We start from the raw sequence: 15,597 nt of genomic DNA, 5'->3' as shown, positions 1-15,597 counted from the left end.
GGCTTCGGCTCACTTGCCACCTCCCCCGCCCTGCCGCTCGCAGGAGGACAAAGCCGCGACGGCGGCGCGAACTTGGGCGAGCGCCTCGCCATCGGTGCGGCCTTCCCCCTTCACGAAGCGTTCGCCCTTGGTCAACAACCAGAACGTGTGCGCCTTGCCTTTGAGTCGATAGTCGTTATGCACGGCAACGGTCCAACCAGCGGCGCGTAGATCGTCGGGCGTGTTGTCCGCAAGCGGCCGCGCTGCGTCCGCATGCGAAGCCACGAGGAAAGGAAGCAGCGCCTCGGCAAGCGCACCAGCGCCCAAGCTATGCGACCCGTCGACACGCCTGATTTCGTTCGCAAGTGCGTCGACGTCCAGCGGTTGCGCTACCGCCTCAGCCGCCCCGGTTGCCGCAAGAGTGGCGCGAAGATCTTGGTACGCATTGTTGTTCTTCAACGGATAGCCGAACTGCATGGCTTCGTTGAGCAACGCTACGAGCGCGCTTGCTGCCGCGGGTAGGCTTTCCGTTGTCATGGTGGCGTTCATCAGCGGTTTCGCATGTTCAGGGAAGAGTTCATGAATCTCCAGCGCGGCAAAGGCAGCCAGCACCGTTTCACCCGCAGCGGCTACGACATTTCGCGAGTGGGCCCGCGCCATCGAGTTGCCCTGCATGGAGCCGGTCCGCTTGATCGCTCGCAAGTGCGTGCCGGCGGCGCGCGTGGCTTCGGATGAAGCGACACCGGCCATTTTTTGGAGTTCGGGGACCGTATGGACCAGGGCCAATCGCTTGACCCAAGGCGAGTACCACGTGTGGTAGTCCACATCGTCCCGGCCGTACTGACGTGGATGGTTGATGATCACGCGGGGCTCCGGACTATACGCACCTGCGATCGGCCCGGGGCAGCCCACGAGGCTGCCATCTCGCGCAGGTGACGCGCGGCCGCCCGCTCGATGACCTCGGCAACCGCCTCGCGGGCACGGCGCTCCAGGCTCGGCAGGAAGTCCCGGCGCTGCTGTGCCAGGAGCTTCAAGCCGTCCCGAATGTCGGGGTGGAAGTCCAGCGTGCTGCTGGCAGGATCGAGGAATGCATTCCTGTCGTAGCAGATCACGTAGCACATGCCGCCGATGACGCGACCGTGGAAATTCGGCGACCTGCGAAGCAGCTTCGCAAGGTGGTTGTACAACCCCTGCAGGTGGCTCTTGTCGTCGGCATCGAAGTCATCGTCGGCAAGGGCCTCAGTGAGGTCCTGGGGACCGTCGATCGCCGAAGGGCCGCCCCAATGCGCATCGATGATGTCGAGCACCTGGATCAATTCCCCCGCGGTGTCGATGTCCCGCTCGCTGGGTCTTGCCATCCTCATGACGGCACCCCGTCCCACGTTCGACCATCCAGCTGGCGCCCAGCGGCTTCCTTGCCGACCTTGAAGGTCTGCATCGCGCCATCGATGAACGCGCCAAGCTCGATCTTCGAGACCGTACCGTCCAGTTGGACCACACCCGTGGGCACCTTGCACTCGCGCCCATAGCATTCATCGAGGACTGTCTGGTCCTCTCCTTCCTTGGCTTTGACCTTGGAGCGGTAGAGACGTTGGTGGTCTTCGTTCTTCATCTGGCTGATGGGGAGCCACTCGCCGTACTGCTTGAACAGATACGGCACGCCGGCGTCCCTGCATTGGTCACGCAACTGGACCGCCCACATCGGATGCATCGGCCGCGCACCGGGGCCACTCTCGCCACCGCAGATCACCCAGTCAATGCCGTTGCCATGCAGGCTGATGCCCACCTTCTTGGACAACGCGTTGAAGGTCTGCCCGCTCTTCTCGCGCACGCGCACCAGGTCGATCGGCCCCAGCTGGGGTTCGATGCTCACGAAGTTCGGGCAAGGCAGGGCCAGCAGCTTCGGGAGGTCGCGCTCGGCTTCTTCCTGGTTCGCGATCGTCGCGCCGATCCGGATGTGGGCGGGCCAGCCGCCGGGCGCCAACCACTCGGGTGGAACCATCTTGCGCACGTTGCCAATCCGCTTCGTGAGCACCAGCATGTCGAGGTTGGTACACGCCGCCATCTTCGCGAACAGGTCGGCGCGCCATGCGGGATCCACCTCGTTGTCGAACACGTCGGAAAGCGACGAGCAGAAGACGCGCTGGCGCACGCTGTGCAGCGAGGTGCCACCGCACGCATCGCAATGGCCAGGTGCACCGCGGCGTGCTGTGCCCCGATGCCCGCAAGTGCCGCACTCGAAGAACGCCAGCTTGTTCCAGCGCTCCAGGTTGTTTCGATTCTTGAGGCTCGTCAGGCGTCGCGGCGCCCCCGAACCCCAGTTGATTGCGATACCGCCTGCGAAGCGCGCGTTGCGCACCTGCGCGTAGCAGTGGTCGCAAGCCGGCGAGATGGGCGTGCACCCTTCCCAGAAATTGTACGTACGGTCTGTCCATTCGATCTTCGATGTCGCGCCCATGCCGGTTCCTCAGTTCTTTGTCGTGATGCGTCGTTCTCGAGCGTCGGGGCTACCGGCGCCGACTTGCCTTGGCGATCGCGACCGCCGCGATCTCATAGGCCACCGGGCTCTCCATGAGCAGGTCGAGGCGCTCGGGCGAGATCTGCACGATCGCCCGGTTGCGGCCGGTGCGGGCATAGCTCACCGTGGGCGCAGGGCGTTGCTGCGCCGCCCGTGGAGGAGTGCGTTCGGAGGCGGGGATTTCCCGTCCTGCGCCCATGAGCGCCAGCAGACGATGGGCGGTGAAGCGGCTGCCGCACCCGTTCTCGACGTTCAGCACCGCGGACTGGGCGAGCCCCGCCAGGCGCCCGAGCTCGGCGGCGGTGATGCCGGCACGCATACGCCTGTCGCGCACGCGCTGGCCCAGCGCCACTTCGGGGCGTTCCTGGTTCAACGGGGAATAGGGCGCATTGGATGCGGACGTTGCGCCGGCCGCAGGGGGCGGCACCACGCGCAGGAGTCGCTGGGCATCGCGGCGAGGAGGAAAGTTGTTCATGACTGTCCCTTGGTAGGTTGAGGGCTGATCTCTTGCTGCAGGTCTACTCGTCGCACACGCCGGCAGCCACCGCCGCTCTGGCCGCCGCCAACGCCAGTTCTGCGTTGCCGAATCGGCAGCGCGCTAGGAAGTCGGCGTCGCGGTTGCTGGGCGAGGGCTCGAACTCGAAGGAACCGTCCTGTGCGAGTGCGTTGCCCATCCAACGCACTGCCCATTGGGCGGCGCCGCCGCGACGCGTCACACGTTCAATCCGCAAGGGGTCCTGCCCCAGGGCTGGTACCGGCATCGTGTAGGCCGCGATCTCGAAGTCGTTGTGGCGGTTGAGGGCCGCGTACGGCGCGGCTCGCTCGATCCACTGCAGCGCAGCATGCGCGTCGGCCTTGGCCAACTCGTCGCCGTCCCGCGCCGCTTTCTCTCGCAACAGAGCAAGCAGACGCGGTGGGAATCCGGGCGCAACACAATCCTGGACGTGCTGTTGATCCATCACAACGCTCCTTGCGCCACAGGAACCCAGCCCGCCTGCTCGAAGCGGATCTGGTTCTTCTTGCGCAACGCCTGCAGTCGACGGTCCATGACGCGCCAGCCTGTGGTGTCCCCATGGCGATCCTTCGGAGAGGCCTTGTCGAACTCGGCCTCAAGGAGATTTCGAAGATCGCCGAATGTGCACTGGCGCCGCTGGATTGCCTCCAGGAGCAGCGCGTCCAAATGGGTGTAGTCGACTGGCATGAGCGTGTGGTTGGTGGGTTCCACACAACCATACGCAGGGACGCCTAAATCGCGCTAGGTTGCGCGCCTATATTTTTTTTACCCGCAGCCTATCGAACTTGTCTGGTGTGCCCGCGAGGCCGACCAGCCCGAATCAGTGATGCAGCGATCGAACGATGGAGGGCTCCAACGGGTTCGTCGTCACCGGCGCCAAGTCTGCCTCTGCGAAGCGCGTCGCCATCTCGGCCCACACCGCGTCAACCATCGCATGTGCCCGCGACAACGGAAGGTTGCCGGCGCTACACAGCGTGTGTGCCCAAGCTTCCCGAATGACGGGGCTCAAGGCCTTGCCGCATGCAGCAGCAAGCGACGGAACTGGAAGTCGATGGTCTGTCATGGGCTCACTCCACTAGGAAAAATGTGAGCCTCAAAGATAGCGTCGCGGGTTCGAGTTGCGCTAGGTTGCCGCGCAACTTTCTACTGTGCCAGGAGAGCCGGCCCGCGATGAGTCCGTACCACCTGCGAGCGAACCCTTCAGGCTGCAAGCCGTCTTCGGTCCAGGGCAAGTCGATCGCTTTCCTCGCGACGCCTGAGCCGGTCGAAGAACCCCTCACCGTGTTCGCGGACAAGGTCCGATTCTTTCCATGCCGCACACCACTCGCGCGGCAGGCCGGAGACAGCCGACATGAACTCTGCGCAGCGCTCGTCGCTGAGCGACGGTCGACCGTCATCCGTGAACACCAGCAAATGAGCGAACGCAGCCCGGTCTTCGCTTCGGTGATCAACTACTGGATGGTCCGTGTAGACGCCGACAAAGTACATGTAGCGGTCGTTGGCGGCGGCCAGAGCATCACGATCCTCAGCCGAGAGAGTGCGCTCCAGTATTGAAGATAGGTTCATGGAATCTCCCCTACGAATGCAGCTCAGTTCTCGGGCTCGGGATCTTCCAGCCGCGAGAGATGTGCGCCAAAGCGATCGAGCACGCTCTCCCGGCTGGCCACACGCGCCGGCTGCTGCTCAAACTCGTAGTAACGCACGGCCTCTTCGACCACGGCCTGTGAGGAAGTGCCGGGCTTGAAGACGGTGCCATGAACTTGCGCGGTGCGCGCGAGCACAGGCCAGGCATCGACAGGGCCTACCGGCGGTGCGCTTTCGTCGCGCAGCGCGGCGTCAAGGGCGAGAAGCGCTGCGGCCGCGGCCGGGGTCAAGTCCTGGGCGCTTGCCAGGTGCCGCACCGCGGCGCGCGCATCGTCGCGCCAATCGCCAGTGGGTCGTGTCTGATCGGAATCCATCCCCCCAAGTATGACCGGGCCAATGCGGCCGATGTGGCGGGCGAGTACAGCTGGAAACAGGCTCACTTCGGACCCTCCCCGGCGGACATGACTGTGGTCTGGTGGTCGAGGTTCATGATGTGGTCGGCGCCGTTGTAAGTGTTGGGTTTCGGGGCATTGATCAGGAGGCGACGAGCTCGCGCCGAGGGTGGTCCGGGCCCGCATCGGCGCACAGGCGGTAGCGGCCCTGGCCGGCCCGGGCAAAGCGCTGCGGATGGCGCAGGAGCGTCTGGCGAATCTTGGCTTTCCAATGCACGTTGCCGGTGGGCCGCGCCGACTGGACCGCGAGATAGATCTGCTCGAGCTCGGCGTCACCGCCCAGGGCGTTCAGGATCTCCTCGACCACCGGAAACCACACGCCATGGCGATCGCGTCGCACCGTCACGAGCTCGGTCCAGCGTCTGTCGATCGCACGCATCTCCTGCGCTTCGTTGTAGAGCAGGAAGCCGAAGAGGCGTCTGTCACGCTCCTTGGTGAAGGTCGCGAACACCAAGGGCAGTTTGAGGCCCTGGAAGAGGTTGCGAGGCAACAGCTGCTGGCGGATCGAGAACTGGCGGTTGAGCTTCTCCACGACCGAGCTGGCCTGAAACACATAGGCCGGCAGGATCAGCCCGCACACGCCGTCGTCGACCAGGATCTGGTGCGCCTTGTTCAGGAAGGCTGCGACCAGGCTGGATTGGAACGGCGGGTTGCCGATCACGGCCTGCACGGCGCCGAGCTGCTCGCACGGCACTTCGAGGAAGTCGCCCGTGATGACGGGCCGCCCGGTGAACATGCGCGCGCTCTGGGCATGCACAGGGTCGATCTCTACTCCGATGGCTTCGACCTCGTCGGGGATCGCGCAGAGGAACGCACCGTCGCCGCACGCGGGGTCGGCTACCCGATGGCCCGGCCGCAGCCAGCCGAACTCCTGCTCGACGATGCCCTCGGCGGCCCACGCCGGCGTGAACCATTGGTGCAGCCGCTGCTGCGTTGTGAGCTGATCGGTCATGGCGCGGCTCACAGCGAAGGGGACGAGAGTGGGTATCGGCGCGCGAGCTCCACAGCCTGCAAGGGCGTGACGTTCACCTGCACGGGGTCGATGGTGACCATCAGACCGCCGCGGCGGATGCGGCTGGCCACGCGCTGCGCCGCAATGCGGGGCAGGAGCCGGCACTTGTGCCCAACCTGCTTGCCGAAGACATGGCCTTCACGATGAATGCGGACCTGGTATAGCTTGCGTTTTCGCGGTTTGGTGGTGGTGGTCATGCGGGAATGTTCTGCACGGGTTGTGTATTCAGACAAGGTACAGGAGCCCCCGCCATTCCGTAAGGTCGAAACCGCATTTCTGGTTGTCCAGGTAGCGTCCTCCTTGACCCCTAACAGAGTGTCAAAAAAGTTCGGCGTGCCCATTGGCTTCCCCACGCACCCGACCGCCTTCACTGGCTGCAGAGTGTCGAAAATCCCGAGCGCACTTCATTCGCACCCAAGAGACGGAAGTCTTTCTTAAATCCCAGTTGGGGAATTTGACACTCTGTTAGGGGCTTCTATGCCCGCAGGCGATGTCCTAGCGCCTCAGGCCGCCAGGGGCATCGGATACACCGGCTCGCTTTCAGCCAGGGGATGCGCCTCGTCCTTGGCATAGCCGCCGAGCAGCTCATCGAAAGGATCCGGGCGATGGGCCAGGACCAGATGGTCGGCGTCAGCCTCGTTCGCGCCCTCAACGTCGAACAGCCCGAATTGACTGCCGGGCCCGACCAGGGCGAGGCCTCGGGACGCTGCCGGCGCAGGCTCCACTTCGGGCGCGGGCGCGTCCTCGGGAGCCGCCGCCGGCGCCGCGATCTCCGAACGCCTCGGCACGCCCTCCACCTGCTGACGCTCTATCATCTCGAGCAGCGCCTCGCGCTGGATCTCACCCACCAGGCCCTGGCGCTGCATCCACTGCGTGCGCTGCGCGATCCCCTGCCAGCGCCCCAGGCTCGCGTGGCCCGGAGACACGATACCCATGCTGAGGTAGGTGCGCACGGCGTGGGTGCGATCGGCGTCCTCGTGGTGATAGCGATCGACGTACTCACGGCCCATACACTCCACGAAGTCGGCGGCGCCTTCCTCGTCGACCTCGAACGAATCCTCGGTGGCCCAGGCCGTCGTGGTGTCGCCGTTGGGAAGGGCTTTCGTCCCGATGCCGCACGAGTCCTCGAACATCTCCTGCAGCGGGGCGCGGATCCCGCTGGACAACATGCGGTCGCGCGCCGGATCGCCCGTGCGTCGATCCTCCTCCCAGGCGCGCCCGACGTACACCTTGCCGTAGCGAGGCACCGGCGAGCGGGGCATCGGGCCAGTGATGGGCGCGTCCTCGAGCTTGCCGCCCATCACCTCGAAGTACACCTTCAGGGCATGGAACGGCGGATGGATGCCGTACAGGCTCCATTGCACATCAATAGCGACCAGGTCCCGGTAGCCCATGATGGTGAACCGGGGCTTGATGCCCAACCGATCGGCCTGCAGCTGCTCGCGCGCCTGTGCGGTCAGCGTGTAGCGAAGCAGCCTCTCGAGCATCGAGGGGCTGTAGACATCAGCCTGCACCGCCACGTTTCCGTCGGCGTCGATGGTGCGGCCGAGATAGTTGCGGGAGTCCCAGTCGTACTGGGTGTTTGCGAGATAATTCCGCAGCCGATTGAGGCCCCGCATGTAACCGTATCGCTCGGGGTCCGACCTGATCATGGTTTCTGCGCTCTTGTCCGTTCCGACGGCCGTGCAGACCCAACATCCGCTGCGGGCACCACATCCACCTTTTTCCTTGGCTGCGTTCTCGGCCATCCGCATGTCGGCCACAACGGCGCAACTAGATCCACCCGCGGCCTTGTAGAACTCGAGGGTCTCTTCGAAATTCGAGTAGCTCTCGATCATGCCCGCCGACACATAGCCCAGATACAGGAATACGTCGTCGGAAGTCCAGTGCAGGATCGGGCTCAGGCCCAGGCGCCCCTTGCCATTGGTCCAGATCTGCGCAGCTAGCTCGCCGCGGGCCCGGATGTTGGCAGCACGCTCTATCGACTCGTCGATTCGCACGCCCGTCATCACCACGGGCTGGGGTGCGTTTCGGTCCGCGCGCAGATCGGCGAACACTTCGTTGAGCAGCCGGTTCGACGTATCGACCTTCCAGTCCGAACTGCAATCGCGCGCCCCCGAGGGGAATGTCGGTAGCGCCCTGCCTCCGATCACGCGAACGGGCCAGGAGGTGTAAAGGCTTGGCTTCCCAACGCGGATCTCCAACGGCAGCCCGTGGGCTTCGCCGTACCGCGCCATCTTCTGCAGCTCGCCGTCGGCCAGCAGCCGCACCTCCGGGCTCTCGACGCCCGTATCCGTGTGCACGACCAGCATGCGAGGGACCGGAAGCTGCAAGCGCTGTCGTTCCACCGCGACCGCGAACACCAAGCTCACCAGCACCGAGGAGTCCTTGCCTGAGGACCATCCGAGGACGGCGGGGTGCCCCTGAGCCATCACCGCATCGATAGCGCGCATGGCCTGAGCGCCCTCCTCGTGGTGCTGGGCAATCTCCGCCAGGCGCGCCTCGATGGCGCAGGGTTCGTGCTGGGCAGTAATCGCAGTCATCGATGAACGATACCGTCGATCCTCTGGATTCATTCATTTGTTTTCTTTCGCCGTATAACTCTTTTACGACGTATTTATTTTCTGATGATCCAACAGAGTTGGAATAATGAGTGATCGCGCCCCGCGCTGAACACATCACCCACCGTGAGCCTCTACCCCGACACCCACCCCACCCGCAGCAACATCGTCATGGGCCTGTCCAAATGGGTGAAAGCCTGGCAACCAGGCCCGTCCGGCGCCGAGCCGCGCTCCGAGCTTGACGAGATCCTCTCGCAGGCCTCGCGGCGCCTGCTGAAGAGCTGGTCCTCACACGCGTTGGTCGAGCTCTGGATGGAAGTACGCACGCCGGGCAACCAGGACAGCATGGCCTTGAGAGAGCGCGCCTTTGCCCGCCACGTGCTGCAGGAGACCGCCAAGGCGGTGCAGACCTCCATCCGCAACATCAAGGACGACGGCTTTCGATTGCGCACAACCTCCCTGGCGCCGGTGCGCGCGCACGCACTTTGGCTGGATGAGCAGGCCCGCGAGCGCTTCTTTCGCGCCTTGCACCAGCATGCCCGCGAGCTCGTCGATGCCCGGTACCCGGAGGAAGCACGCGCCGTCCCGCCGCCACAGCCGGCGCGCGATGCATCACAGATTCACAGCGTGCTGACCGACCACCAAGGCAACGCGGTCCTGATCTCCACCGTGCTGGCCGCAATGAGGATGATCCGGGCCGACGAGGTGCCGAACATCTATTTCTTCGACGCCGAGCACCTGGCCGCCGCTGTGGCGGCCGCTGGCGTGCAGGACGCCGAATGGGTGGTCTTCGGACTCAATCGGCAGGGCGTTCGAGAGCGACAAGTTCACCGCCTGGGCGCGGCGCAGCCGATGACCCTTATGGGCTGGGGCGACTGGTGCGGGGAACCTCTGCTGGCCAAACGCCCCGCGCGGGACGAACACGCCACCGTCGAGGTGGTCCCGCACGCGGGTCCGGCGCCGGCAGGATGACCGCTACGTCCGGTTTCTGCGCGGCGGGAAGCCGGGGATCACCCCCGACGGCAAGCGCGGCGCAGCCGCCGGCACAGGCTCCGGTCGAGCCGGCGGGATGGCGAACCGCAGGCCCGCCATCGGCACGCTGACAGCAGGACGCAGCTTGGCTGGGGCTTGTGCCGGCGGTGCAGGAAAACCCCGAATCACCCCCTGCACCGGCTTTGCGGCTCCGGGCGCGACGCTCGCTCGCGCCGGTACCGCTGCCCGTCCGAAGCCGATACCCGCGCGCACAGGCGCAGACACTGCGCGCGCCGATCCGGGAGGCGCGCCGAGCACGGCAGCAGGTCCTCCACCATGCGTCCGGCCGGAAGGAACATGCTCCGGACTTCCTGTTCGCTCTTCGCGTGCCACACGATTTTCCCGCATGGCGGCCACCGCCTTGTGCACGCGCCGCAGGAGCGCCTCCGCTTCCCGGATGTCGGCTCGCTCAACCTCCTCCTCACGGGAAGCGTCCACCGTGGCGTTGGCCATGCCGAGGAAGTCCGCCGGCGCAACTTTGGTCAAACGAAAGACACCCTGCGCGTTGCCGCTCTGGCTGCCGTCCAGGTAGGAGCCAAAGCCGCGCTGCTTCATGTCGATCTCGGCCAGCCGGTAGCCATCGGTCGTGAGGCTGCACGCCACTAGGCGCTCGAGCGCAGGATCCTCCAGCGCTTCGATCGACTCGACCATCATGAAGAACTCAGCCGCCCCCCCGTTGCGCGCGAGCCGGCCGCGCAGCTGGTGCAGCTGCGACAGCCCCAGGCGGTCCGCATCGCGCACAACCACCAGGCCAATGTCGGGAATGTCGATGCCAGTTTCCACCACCACCGAGGCAACGGCCAGAGGCTTCTCCAGACTGCGCACCTGGTCGATGGAGTCCTGCAGCACCGTGTCGGACAGGTCGCCGTGCAGCACCGCGACCTTGCCTGGGAAGGCGGCCTCGAACGTTGCGGCCGCTTCGATCACGCCTTGGGCGGTACGGGACACCGACGCCGGGGCGCTGTCGGTGATGTCGAGCTGCTCGCCCTTTGCCGCAGGCTTGACCTTCTTGGTGAGCTCGACCGTCTCCACGCGCGGGTACACCACCAGCACGCGCCGGCCGACCGCGATGGTCTCCCTGATCGCCATTGTTACCCTGCCGCGGTCCCGCACGTCGAGCACGTGGCTCGTGATTGTGCGCACCACGGGCGACTCCCGCAGCGAGAACACTTCCAGGCCGTCGAAGAACACAGTGGCCAGGGACCGAGGTACCGGCGTTGCGGTCGCCTCGAGCACATGCGTCGCCGGCCCTACCAGAGCGGCGCGGGTCTGCACCGACAGCTTGTGCTGCTCGTCGATGATGACGAAGTTGGGCACGAGGTGCGCCTTGGCGCAGGCCGCCGGGAGCCCGCTGGTGCCGACAAGGATGTGGCCCGGGTTCTGGATGCGCTTGCCGGCCTCGACGCGCTCGACGCCGCGGATCACTCCGGAGAAGCGCCGCGCGATCTGCCCGGCGATCTGGTTGGCCAGGATGATGGTCGGCGCCACGATCGCCACGGTTGCGCCGTTCTGGTGGGCAACCACTGCGGGCAGCAGGAACGCCAGTGTCTTGCCGGTACCGACGTCGCCCGACAGCAGGCCGTTCATCGGTACGGGCGAGCGCAGGCCCTTCGCGATGGCCAGGATCGCAGCGTGCTGGTCTCCGGAAAGCTGTTCGGGCTGCGCTGCGGCCAACGCCAGGACCTGCTCGTCCGGCACGATCAGCGGCGCATCGCGGTGCGGATGGCGAATACTCTGCGCGCGCGCTGCCGTGCGGATCGAAGCCGCCGAAATCCGTTGTGCAAGCTCCAGCGCCCGCGCACCAGCCGCCACACTCCTGGGCAGGTGCAAGGCCGTCACCAACTCACGCACGGTGGGGAATCGGGGCACTTCGGGCGCCTGGTCAGCCTGGTCGTACTGCACCAAGTCGAGCACCGCCATCTCATCCATCTGCATCGCCGAAACGACGGCGCGCGAGGCCTTCAGATAGGCCGCTTCCCGGTAGCGCACCGCGTGCACCGCCGCACTCACCGTCTCCGCGGACACCTGGCCTGGAATACCGAGATAGCGCGTCCACACCCCGCCGATCGCTTCTCCCGGGGGCTCGAGCTCCGACGAGACGAACAGCGCATCGCCGAAGCGCTTGACCGAGCCGATGAAGTGCAGCATGCGGCCCGTGGCGATCGAGCGCCACGCGAAGGGCTGGAACGAGCTGAGCTGAGCCGTCATGCCGGCGTCGTCGACCAGCTCTACCTGCAGGCGACCGATGTTCTTCCAGATCCCGCCATGCAGTTCCTGCAGCTCCTCCAGCGTCTCGCAGATGTGGCCTGCCGCGGCCAGGATCGGCCGCTTGTCGCGACCCACGGCTAGCGCCTTGCCTGTCACCTTCAGGCTCATCAGCTGAGACGCCCCACCCCGCAGGTCAGCATCGCTCAGCCGGGTGATCGACCGGGTGCAGTCGACATACTCCGAGGGCACGCACAGCAGCGCGAGCTCAGGATCATCGAGCTTGAGCTTAGAGAAGACGTTCGCCGGAATATGCGTTGCCATGTTCCGCACCAGCATACCGGTGCGGCTCAATATCGCACAAGGTCGAGTGCGCAATAAATGGCCCGCTCAAGGTCACCGCAATGCCGTCGGCAGATCCCGTGCAACGAGCTCGGAAAGGTTGGCGCAACGCACATGCCGACTCACGCCCTCACCGCGCTGCACTCCGACCAACTTCACGCCCCGTTCGACCATCAGGTCGACGAGCCGCGTCCTGGCCGCCGCCCCGTCCATCCCCTTCATCACCTTGACCCCCATGCGCGACAGCACGCCATCGCAGTTGATGCCGCCGCGAGCCCCGTCGCGCATAACCGGAAGTGCATGGGTACAGGCAACCGCTTGGCTGCCGCTCGCCAGCACCTTGGTGAGTACGTGGAGCATCTGGTCATTGCCGGGCGCCATTGGCCTGAACTCACCCAGAAAGTAGGTCGCCAAGGGATCCAGGCTACTCGTCAGATCCAGTCCGACCGCCTTGAGGTTTAGCACCGCGTCCCACTCCCTCATGCGGGGAGCTGCGTGGGCAAGGGCTTCGGCCACGACGCGATAACCCGAGCCCGTGATCCCGGTGACCAGCAGCAAGCCGCAGGAATTGGCCGCTTCATAGAGGTCGGCTTCGTCGAGTTCGCGCCCATGCTCGTCATAGAGCTTCAGCATCCCGCTGCCCCCACCATCGAGCCGGCTACCCAGCGGGATTCGTTCAGAAATCGGCCAAGCTGCTCGCGCTGCTCGCCTATTCCTCCCCTCACCTGCGCAACGCGAGCGGTGCGAGGCAGGCGCCCCGCCCTCACCAGGCAGTCGACCATTGCGTGCATCACCCGGCGGTACAGCGCACCCCCGGCGAGCAGGATGCGGTCGACATCTTCCGGCCAGGCCAGTGCGTCAAGGAACTCCCCGCGGGCAGCCTTTCCGAGCAGCTCGTCCGAGCGCTCGGCCGTCATCAGCTGCTCGTAGGGCTCGATGACCTGGTCGGCACTGAAAAAGCCATGGCGCGCCGACAGCACGACCAGGTGCGGCATGTTCGCCGGGTCGGCGTGGGCACGCAACGTCTGCCACATGACGCCGCGGTAGATCTGCAGCGCTGGCGCCGCCTGCTCGAGTTTTCCCGCCGAACAGGCCATGAACACGATGGGCTTGGGCATCTTGGCGGGGCCTACGCTCAGGCAGCGGCCGCTTCGGCTTCGCTGCGCTCAGCTTCATTGGTGACTGCCTTGCCACCCGAGAACGCTCCCTCGCCGCCCAGACCTTCGATAAGCGCCGGGATCAGCAGGCCCAGCTCGCCGGTGGCGATGGCCACGTCCGCGTCGAAGTTGTCCTCCTTCTTTCCGCCGGGCGCGCCGTCACCGGTTCCTTCCAGGAGCTTGATCTTGCGCAAGGTCATGCCGCTGGTCAGCTCGAAGGAGACGCGATCATCCCAGGTCAACGCCAGGCGCGTCGGCGTCTTGCCGCTCTCGATGTGCCCGCGCACTTCGTCGATATCCAGGGGATGGTTGCCGTAGCGCACGACCGCTTTGGAGTCGTCTGTCGCACGCAGCTCGACCTCGCGATCCACCGTGAAGCCGACGGGGGGCTCCTGGGTGAGGAGCCATTGCGCCATGGCTGCCGAAGGCGCTGTCGCGGTCTGCAGCAGGGCCACCGAGAAGCCTTCCAGGCACTTCACCAGCGACGTCACGATCGCGTCCGCGCGCCCCTGGCTGGAGGTGTCGATCAGCAGCATGGACTTGCCCGGTTCGGCGTCGTTACGGCTGAGCCATACCGTGACCGCGCCGCGCTTCGTGAATGCCATGGGCAACAGCTCGAGCAGCACGTCTTCCTTGAGCTCCTTCTTCTCCTTTTTGCCGGGCTTGCGGCCGGTGGTGGCCTCGATGTGCGCGCAGCGCTCGTCGACCTTGCGCCGCAGCACGGAACCGGGCACCGTGCGGCTCTCGGTGGCATAGCGCGCGATCCACTGGCCGTCGATCGACTCGACAAACGCGCCGTTTGCCTCGCCGCGTGGCGGCTCCCAGCCCGAGGATTCTTCCGCCGTCGGCCCGCACGGCAGGAATGCGCTTCGCTTCAGCGCCTCCTCGACAGCGGCTAGAGTGAAAGCTTCGGGGCTTGCGAGGGAAAAACGGTAGACGGTCGCGTTGTTGATGCTCATGAAATGACTTTCTTCGTGTTGTGCCGCAGCGCGCGGCGGGGTTCAAACTTGAGGAGACGACGCCTGACCGCCGGCAATATGCATCCACCCGGCAATCCAGTCGTCGGGGAAGTCCCACGCGCCCACCGGCGCTGCGAGCCGCCATCCGTGGGCGCCGCCATTCCAGCTGCCAACGAACACCAGCCCTTGCCAGTTCTTGTGTTCTTCGAGCGGCAACCGCTCGTAGATGCGCATGAGCACCGGCGTGCCGTCGCGCGGCGCGCTAACCACGGGAAGCCATTCCGGTGCGGCCACCAGGCCGACCAACAAGCGCTCGACCTCCGCGAGTTCGTCCGCAACGTCGGCACGCCGGACCAGGGGCTCGCCATGGCCGGCCTGAGTGCTCGCGCGGCGGTAGCGGCGCGAGCCCAGGCCTGTCGTGTACAGGCGGGCCACATTGGGGATACGCAGCAAAGAGGCTTGCGCGTCAAATGCGATCGGCCCCGCCGCGGAAGACGTACGGGAAGCGCCGGCCATCAGGTGCTCGAGCGGGACTGTTGCGGCCCGAAGGAGAGGACCAGCGCCGCCCGGATCTCCTCCTCGGTCTGCCAGCCGTCCACACGCAGGGCGCGCCGCAGCGCAAAGAAGCGGTGAGCACGCTCCTTCAGTCGCTGCGAGCCGTTGGGAGGCATCGCCAGTCCAATGCTCTGATGAGGCGTGTCACCGGCGATGAACGCGGCGAGCGTCTCGATGACCTCGGCGGGCAGTGCTGCCTGGGTGGTTGTCATGGGTTCGCGATCTCAATGAAAGGTTGAATGTGAGGACCACAGTAGCAGCGCCAACGCCCAAACGTAAGGTTGAAATCTGGTGGAAGAGACCCCGGACTTACTGGCCTGCGACCGAGGGGGCATGGCGCCGAGACCACCTCTCAATCACGCCCTGCTGAGCGGCCTCGCGGGTTTCCGCGTTGTAGAAGACCGTCGCCAAGCAGTCGATGTCCACGCAGCTGATGCATCCCTGGAATACAGGCCCGCTGCCCATTGCTGGTGTTTCATTGACCTTCGAACCAAGATGCGCGTGGCCACCGCAAAAAGGGCACCTCGGGATCACACCTACATGCAAGCAGATACGAATTTCCAGGGCGTCGGGGGGAAGACGCTTACTCGCCACTGGGCCCGTTCCCTGATGGCGTGCCTGCCTCTGCCGTCGCGGCGGGGATAGCCCGCGCCGCTGCGAAGCGCGCGTCGGCCGACGCACTCCAGATCACACGCGCAGGCGTCGAGTCAGAGCAAAGGGACAATCT

At 65.6% G+C, this 15,597-nt stretch carries 19 protein-coding genes; 1 reads left to right on the top strand and 18 read right to left on the bottom strand.

Annotated features, from left to right (window positions below; genetic code table 11):
• Positions 1-9: 9 nt before the first annotated feature.
• From ACWV14_RS37305 to ACWV14_RS37255, 11 genes are all read right to left on the bottom strand, one after another.
• Positions 10-843: a hypothetical protein gene (locus tag ACWV14_RS37305; protein ID WP_454909675.1), complete on the bottom strand. Its 834-nt coding sequence runs from the start codon at positions 841-843 to the stop codon at positions 10-12.
• Positions 840-1,337, bottom strand: coding sequence for a hypothetical protein (locus ACWV14_RS37300; RefSeq protein ID WP_298705993.1), 498 nt, complete (start codon positions 1,335-1,337; stop codon positions 840-842). Before ACWV14_RS37300 ends, ACWV14_RS37305 begins: the two co-directional genes overlap by 4 nt.
• Before the next feature lie 2 nt (positions 1,338-1,339).
• The gene (locus ACWV14_RS37295; RefSeq protein WP_298705990.1) at positions 1,340-2,437 is read right to left on the bottom strand and encodes a phage Gp37/Gp68 family protein; all 1,098 of its coding nucleotides are present in this window, start codon (positions 2,435-2,437) and stop codon (positions 1,340-1,342) included.
• 49 nt (positions 2,438-2,486) lie between these two features.
• Positions 2,487-2,972: a helix-turn-helix domain-containing protein gene (locus ACWV14_RS37290; protein WP_454909674.1), complete on the bottom strand. Its 486-nt coding sequence runs from the start codon at positions 2,970-2,972 to the stop codon at positions 2,487-2,489.
• A 43-nt stretch (positions 2,973-3,015) separates the two neighbouring features.
• On the bottom strand, positions 3,016-3,456 hold the full coding sequence (locus ACWV14_RS37285) for a hypothetical protein (protein ID WP_454909673.1): 441 nt from the start codon (positions 3,454-3,456) through the stop codon (positions 3,016-3,018).
• The gene (locus tag ACWV14_RS37280; RefSeq protein WP_298705980.1) at positions 3,456-3,698 is read right to left on the bottom strand and encodes a hypothetical protein; all 243 of its coding nucleotides are present in this window, start codon (positions 3,696-3,698) and stop codon (positions 3,456-3,458) included. Before ACWV14_RS37280 ends, ACWV14_RS37285 begins: the two co-directional genes overlap by 1 nt.
• Before the next feature lie 513 nt (positions 3,699-4,211).
• Positions 4,212-4,577, bottom strand: a complete 366-nt coding sequence (locus ACWV14_RS37275; RefSeq protein ID WP_454909672.1) for a hypothetical protein — start codon at positions 4,575-4,577, stop codon at positions 4,212-4,214.
• A gap of 23 nt (positions 4,578-4,600) precedes the next feature.
• Positions 4,601-5,035, bottom strand: coding sequence for a hypothetical protein (locus ACWV14_RS37270; protein ID WP_298705974.1), 435 nt, complete (start codon positions 5,033-5,035; stop codon positions 4,601-4,603).
• A 94-nt stretch (positions 5,036-5,129) separates the two neighbouring features.
• A complete protein-coding gene (locus tag ACWV14_RS37265) occupies positions 5,130-5,999 on the bottom strand; it encodes an N-6 DNA methylase (RefSeq protein ID WP_454909671.1) in 870 nt (289 codons plus the stop codon).
• A gap of 8 nt (positions 6,000-6,007) precedes the next feature.
• Entirely contained in the window at positions 6,008-6,256 is a 249-nt protein-coding gene (locus ACWV14_RS37260) for a hypothetical protein (protein ID WP_454909670.1), read from the bottom strand.
• A 306-nt stretch (positions 6,257-6,562) separates the two neighbouring features.
• Complete coding sequence (locus ACWV14_RS37255; RefSeq protein ID WP_454912892.1) at positions 6,563-8,602, bottom strand: phosphoadenosine phosphosulfate reductase domain-containing protein; 2,040 nt, start codon at positions 8,600-8,602, stop codon at positions 6,563-6,565.
• A 144-nt stretch (positions 8,603-8,746) separates the two neighbouring features.
• On the opposite strand from ACWV14_RS37255, the gene ACWV14_RS37250 reads away from it, so the two are divergent.
• A complete protein-coding gene (locus ACWV14_RS37250; protein ID WP_454909668.1) occupies positions 8,747-9,592 on the top strand; it encodes a hypothetical protein in 846 nt (281 codons plus the stop codon).
• Positions 9,593-9,595: 3 nt separating this feature from the next.
• Here ACWV14_RS37250 and ACWV14_RS37245 read toward each other — a convergent pair whose 3' ends face one another.
• The 7 genes from ACWV14_RS37245 to ACWV14_RS37215 form a co-directional block, all read right to left on the bottom strand.
• Positions 9,596-12,196: a DEAD/DEAH box helicase gene (locus ACWV14_RS37245; protein WP_454909667.1), complete on the bottom strand. Its 2,601-nt coding sequence runs from the start codon at positions 12,194-12,196 to the stop codon at positions 9,596-9,598.
• Positions 12,197-12,253: 57 nt separating this feature from the next.
• On the bottom strand, positions 12,254-12,832 hold the full coding sequence (locus ACWV14_RS37240) for a hypothetical protein (RefSeq protein WP_298705956.1): 579 nt from the start codon (positions 12,830-12,832) through the stop codon (positions 12,254-12,256).
• Positions 12,826-13,317 carry a DUF6884 domain-containing protein gene (locus ACWV14_RS37235; RefSeq protein ID WP_298705953.1) on the bottom strand — a complete coding sequence of 164 codons (492 nt, stop codon included), beginning with the start codon at positions 13,315-13,317 and terminating at the stop codon, positions 12,826-12,828. The genes ACWV14_RS37240 and ACWV14_RS37235 overlap by 7 nt, the downstream gene beginning before the upstream one ends.
• A gap of 17 nt (positions 13,318-13,334) precedes the next feature.
• Entirely contained in the window at positions 13,335-14,315 is a 981-nt protein-coding gene (locus tag ACWV14_RS37230) for a recombination-associated protein RdgC (protein ID WP_454909666.1), read from the bottom strand.
• A 42-nt stretch (positions 14,316-14,357) separates the two neighbouring features.
• Positions 14,358-14,831 (bottom strand): hypothetical protein, encoded by a 474-nt coding sequence (locus tag ACWV14_RS37225; protein WP_298705949.1) that lies wholly within the window; start codon positions 14,829-14,831, stop codon positions 14,358-14,360.
• Positions 14,831-15,082 carry a hypothetical protein gene (locus ACWV14_RS37220; protein ID WP_298705946.1) on the bottom strand — a complete coding sequence of 84 codons (252 nt, stop codon included), beginning with the start codon at positions 15,080-15,082 and terminating at the stop codon, positions 14,831-14,833. Before ACWV14_RS37220 ends, ACWV14_RS37225 begins: the two co-directional genes overlap by 1 nt.
• 97 nt (positions 15,083-15,179) lie before the next feature.
• Positions 15,180-15,404, bottom strand: a complete 225-nt coding sequence (locus ACWV14_RS37215) for a Lar family restriction alleviation protein (RefSeq protein ID WP_367274539.1) — start codon at positions 15,402-15,404, stop codon at positions 15,180-15,182.
• Positions 15,405-15,597 lie beyond the last annotated feature (193 nt).

Source organism: Variovorax durovernensis, assembly GCF_977011995.1.
The sequence above is the reverse complement of the archived record's forward strand: the minus strand, read 5'-3'. Positions and strand labels throughout refer to the sequence as shown.

Coding starts and splice junctions, on each gene's coding strand:
- ACWV14_RS37275 (WP_454909672.1), bottom strand. CDS start 4,577: ATGAACCTATCTTCAATACTGGAGCGCACTCTCTCGGCTGAGGATCGT.
- ACWV14_RS37225 (WP_298705949.1), bottom strand. CDS start 14,831: ATGGCCGGCGCTTCCCGTACGTCTTCCGCGGCGGGGCCGATCGCATTT.
- ACWV14_RS37245 (WP_454909667.1), bottom strand. CDS start 12,196: ATGCTGGTGCGGAACATGGCAACGCATATTCCGGCGAACGTCTTCTCT.
- ACWV14_RS37230 (WP_454909666.1), bottom strand. CDS start 14,315: ATGAGCATCAACAACGCGACCGTCTACCGTTTTTCCCTCGCAAGCCCC.
- ACWV14_RS37235 (WP_298705953.1), bottom strand. CDS start 13,317: ATGCCCAAGCCCATCGTGTTCATGGCCTGTTCGGCGGGAAAACTCGAG.
- ACWV14_RS37295 (WP_298705990.1), bottom strand. CDS start 2,437: ATGGGCGCGACATCGAAGATCGAATGGACAGACCGTACGTACAATTTC.
- ACWV14_RS37300 (WP_298705993.1), bottom strand. CDS start 1,337: ATGGCAAGACCCAGCGAGCGGGACATCGACACCGCGGGGGAATTGATC.
- ACWV14_RS37280 (WP_298705980.1), bottom strand. CDS start 3,698: ATGCCAGTCGACTACACCCATTTGGACGCGCTGCTCCTGGAGGCAATC.
- ACWV14_RS37255 (WP_454912892.1), bottom strand. CDS start 8,602: ATGACTGCGATTACTGCCCAGCACGAACCCTGCGCCATCGAGGCGCGC.
- ACWV14_RS37220 (WP_298705946.1), bottom strand. CDS start 15,082: ATGACAACCACCCAGGCAGCACTGCCCGCCGAGGTCATCGAGACGCTC.
- ACWV14_RS37240 (WP_298705956.1), bottom strand. CDS start 12,832: ATGCTGAAGCTCTATGACGAGCATGGGCGCGAACTCGACGAAGCCGAC.
- ACWV14_RS37260 (WP_454909670.1), bottom strand. CDS start 6,256: ATGACCACCACCACCAAACCGCGAAAACGCAAGCTATACCAGGTCCGC.
- ACWV14_RS37265 (WP_454909671.1), bottom strand. CDS start 5,999: ATGACCGATCAGCTCACAACGCAGCAGCGGCTGCACCAATGGTTCACG.
- ACWV14_RS37285 (WP_454909673.1), bottom strand. CDS start 3,456: ATGGATCAACAGCACGTCCAGGATTGTGTTGCGCCCGGATTCCCACCG.
- ACWV14_RS37290 (WP_454909674.1), bottom strand. CDS start 2,972: ATGAACAACTTTCCTCCTCGCCGCGATGCCCAGCGACTCCTGCGCGTG.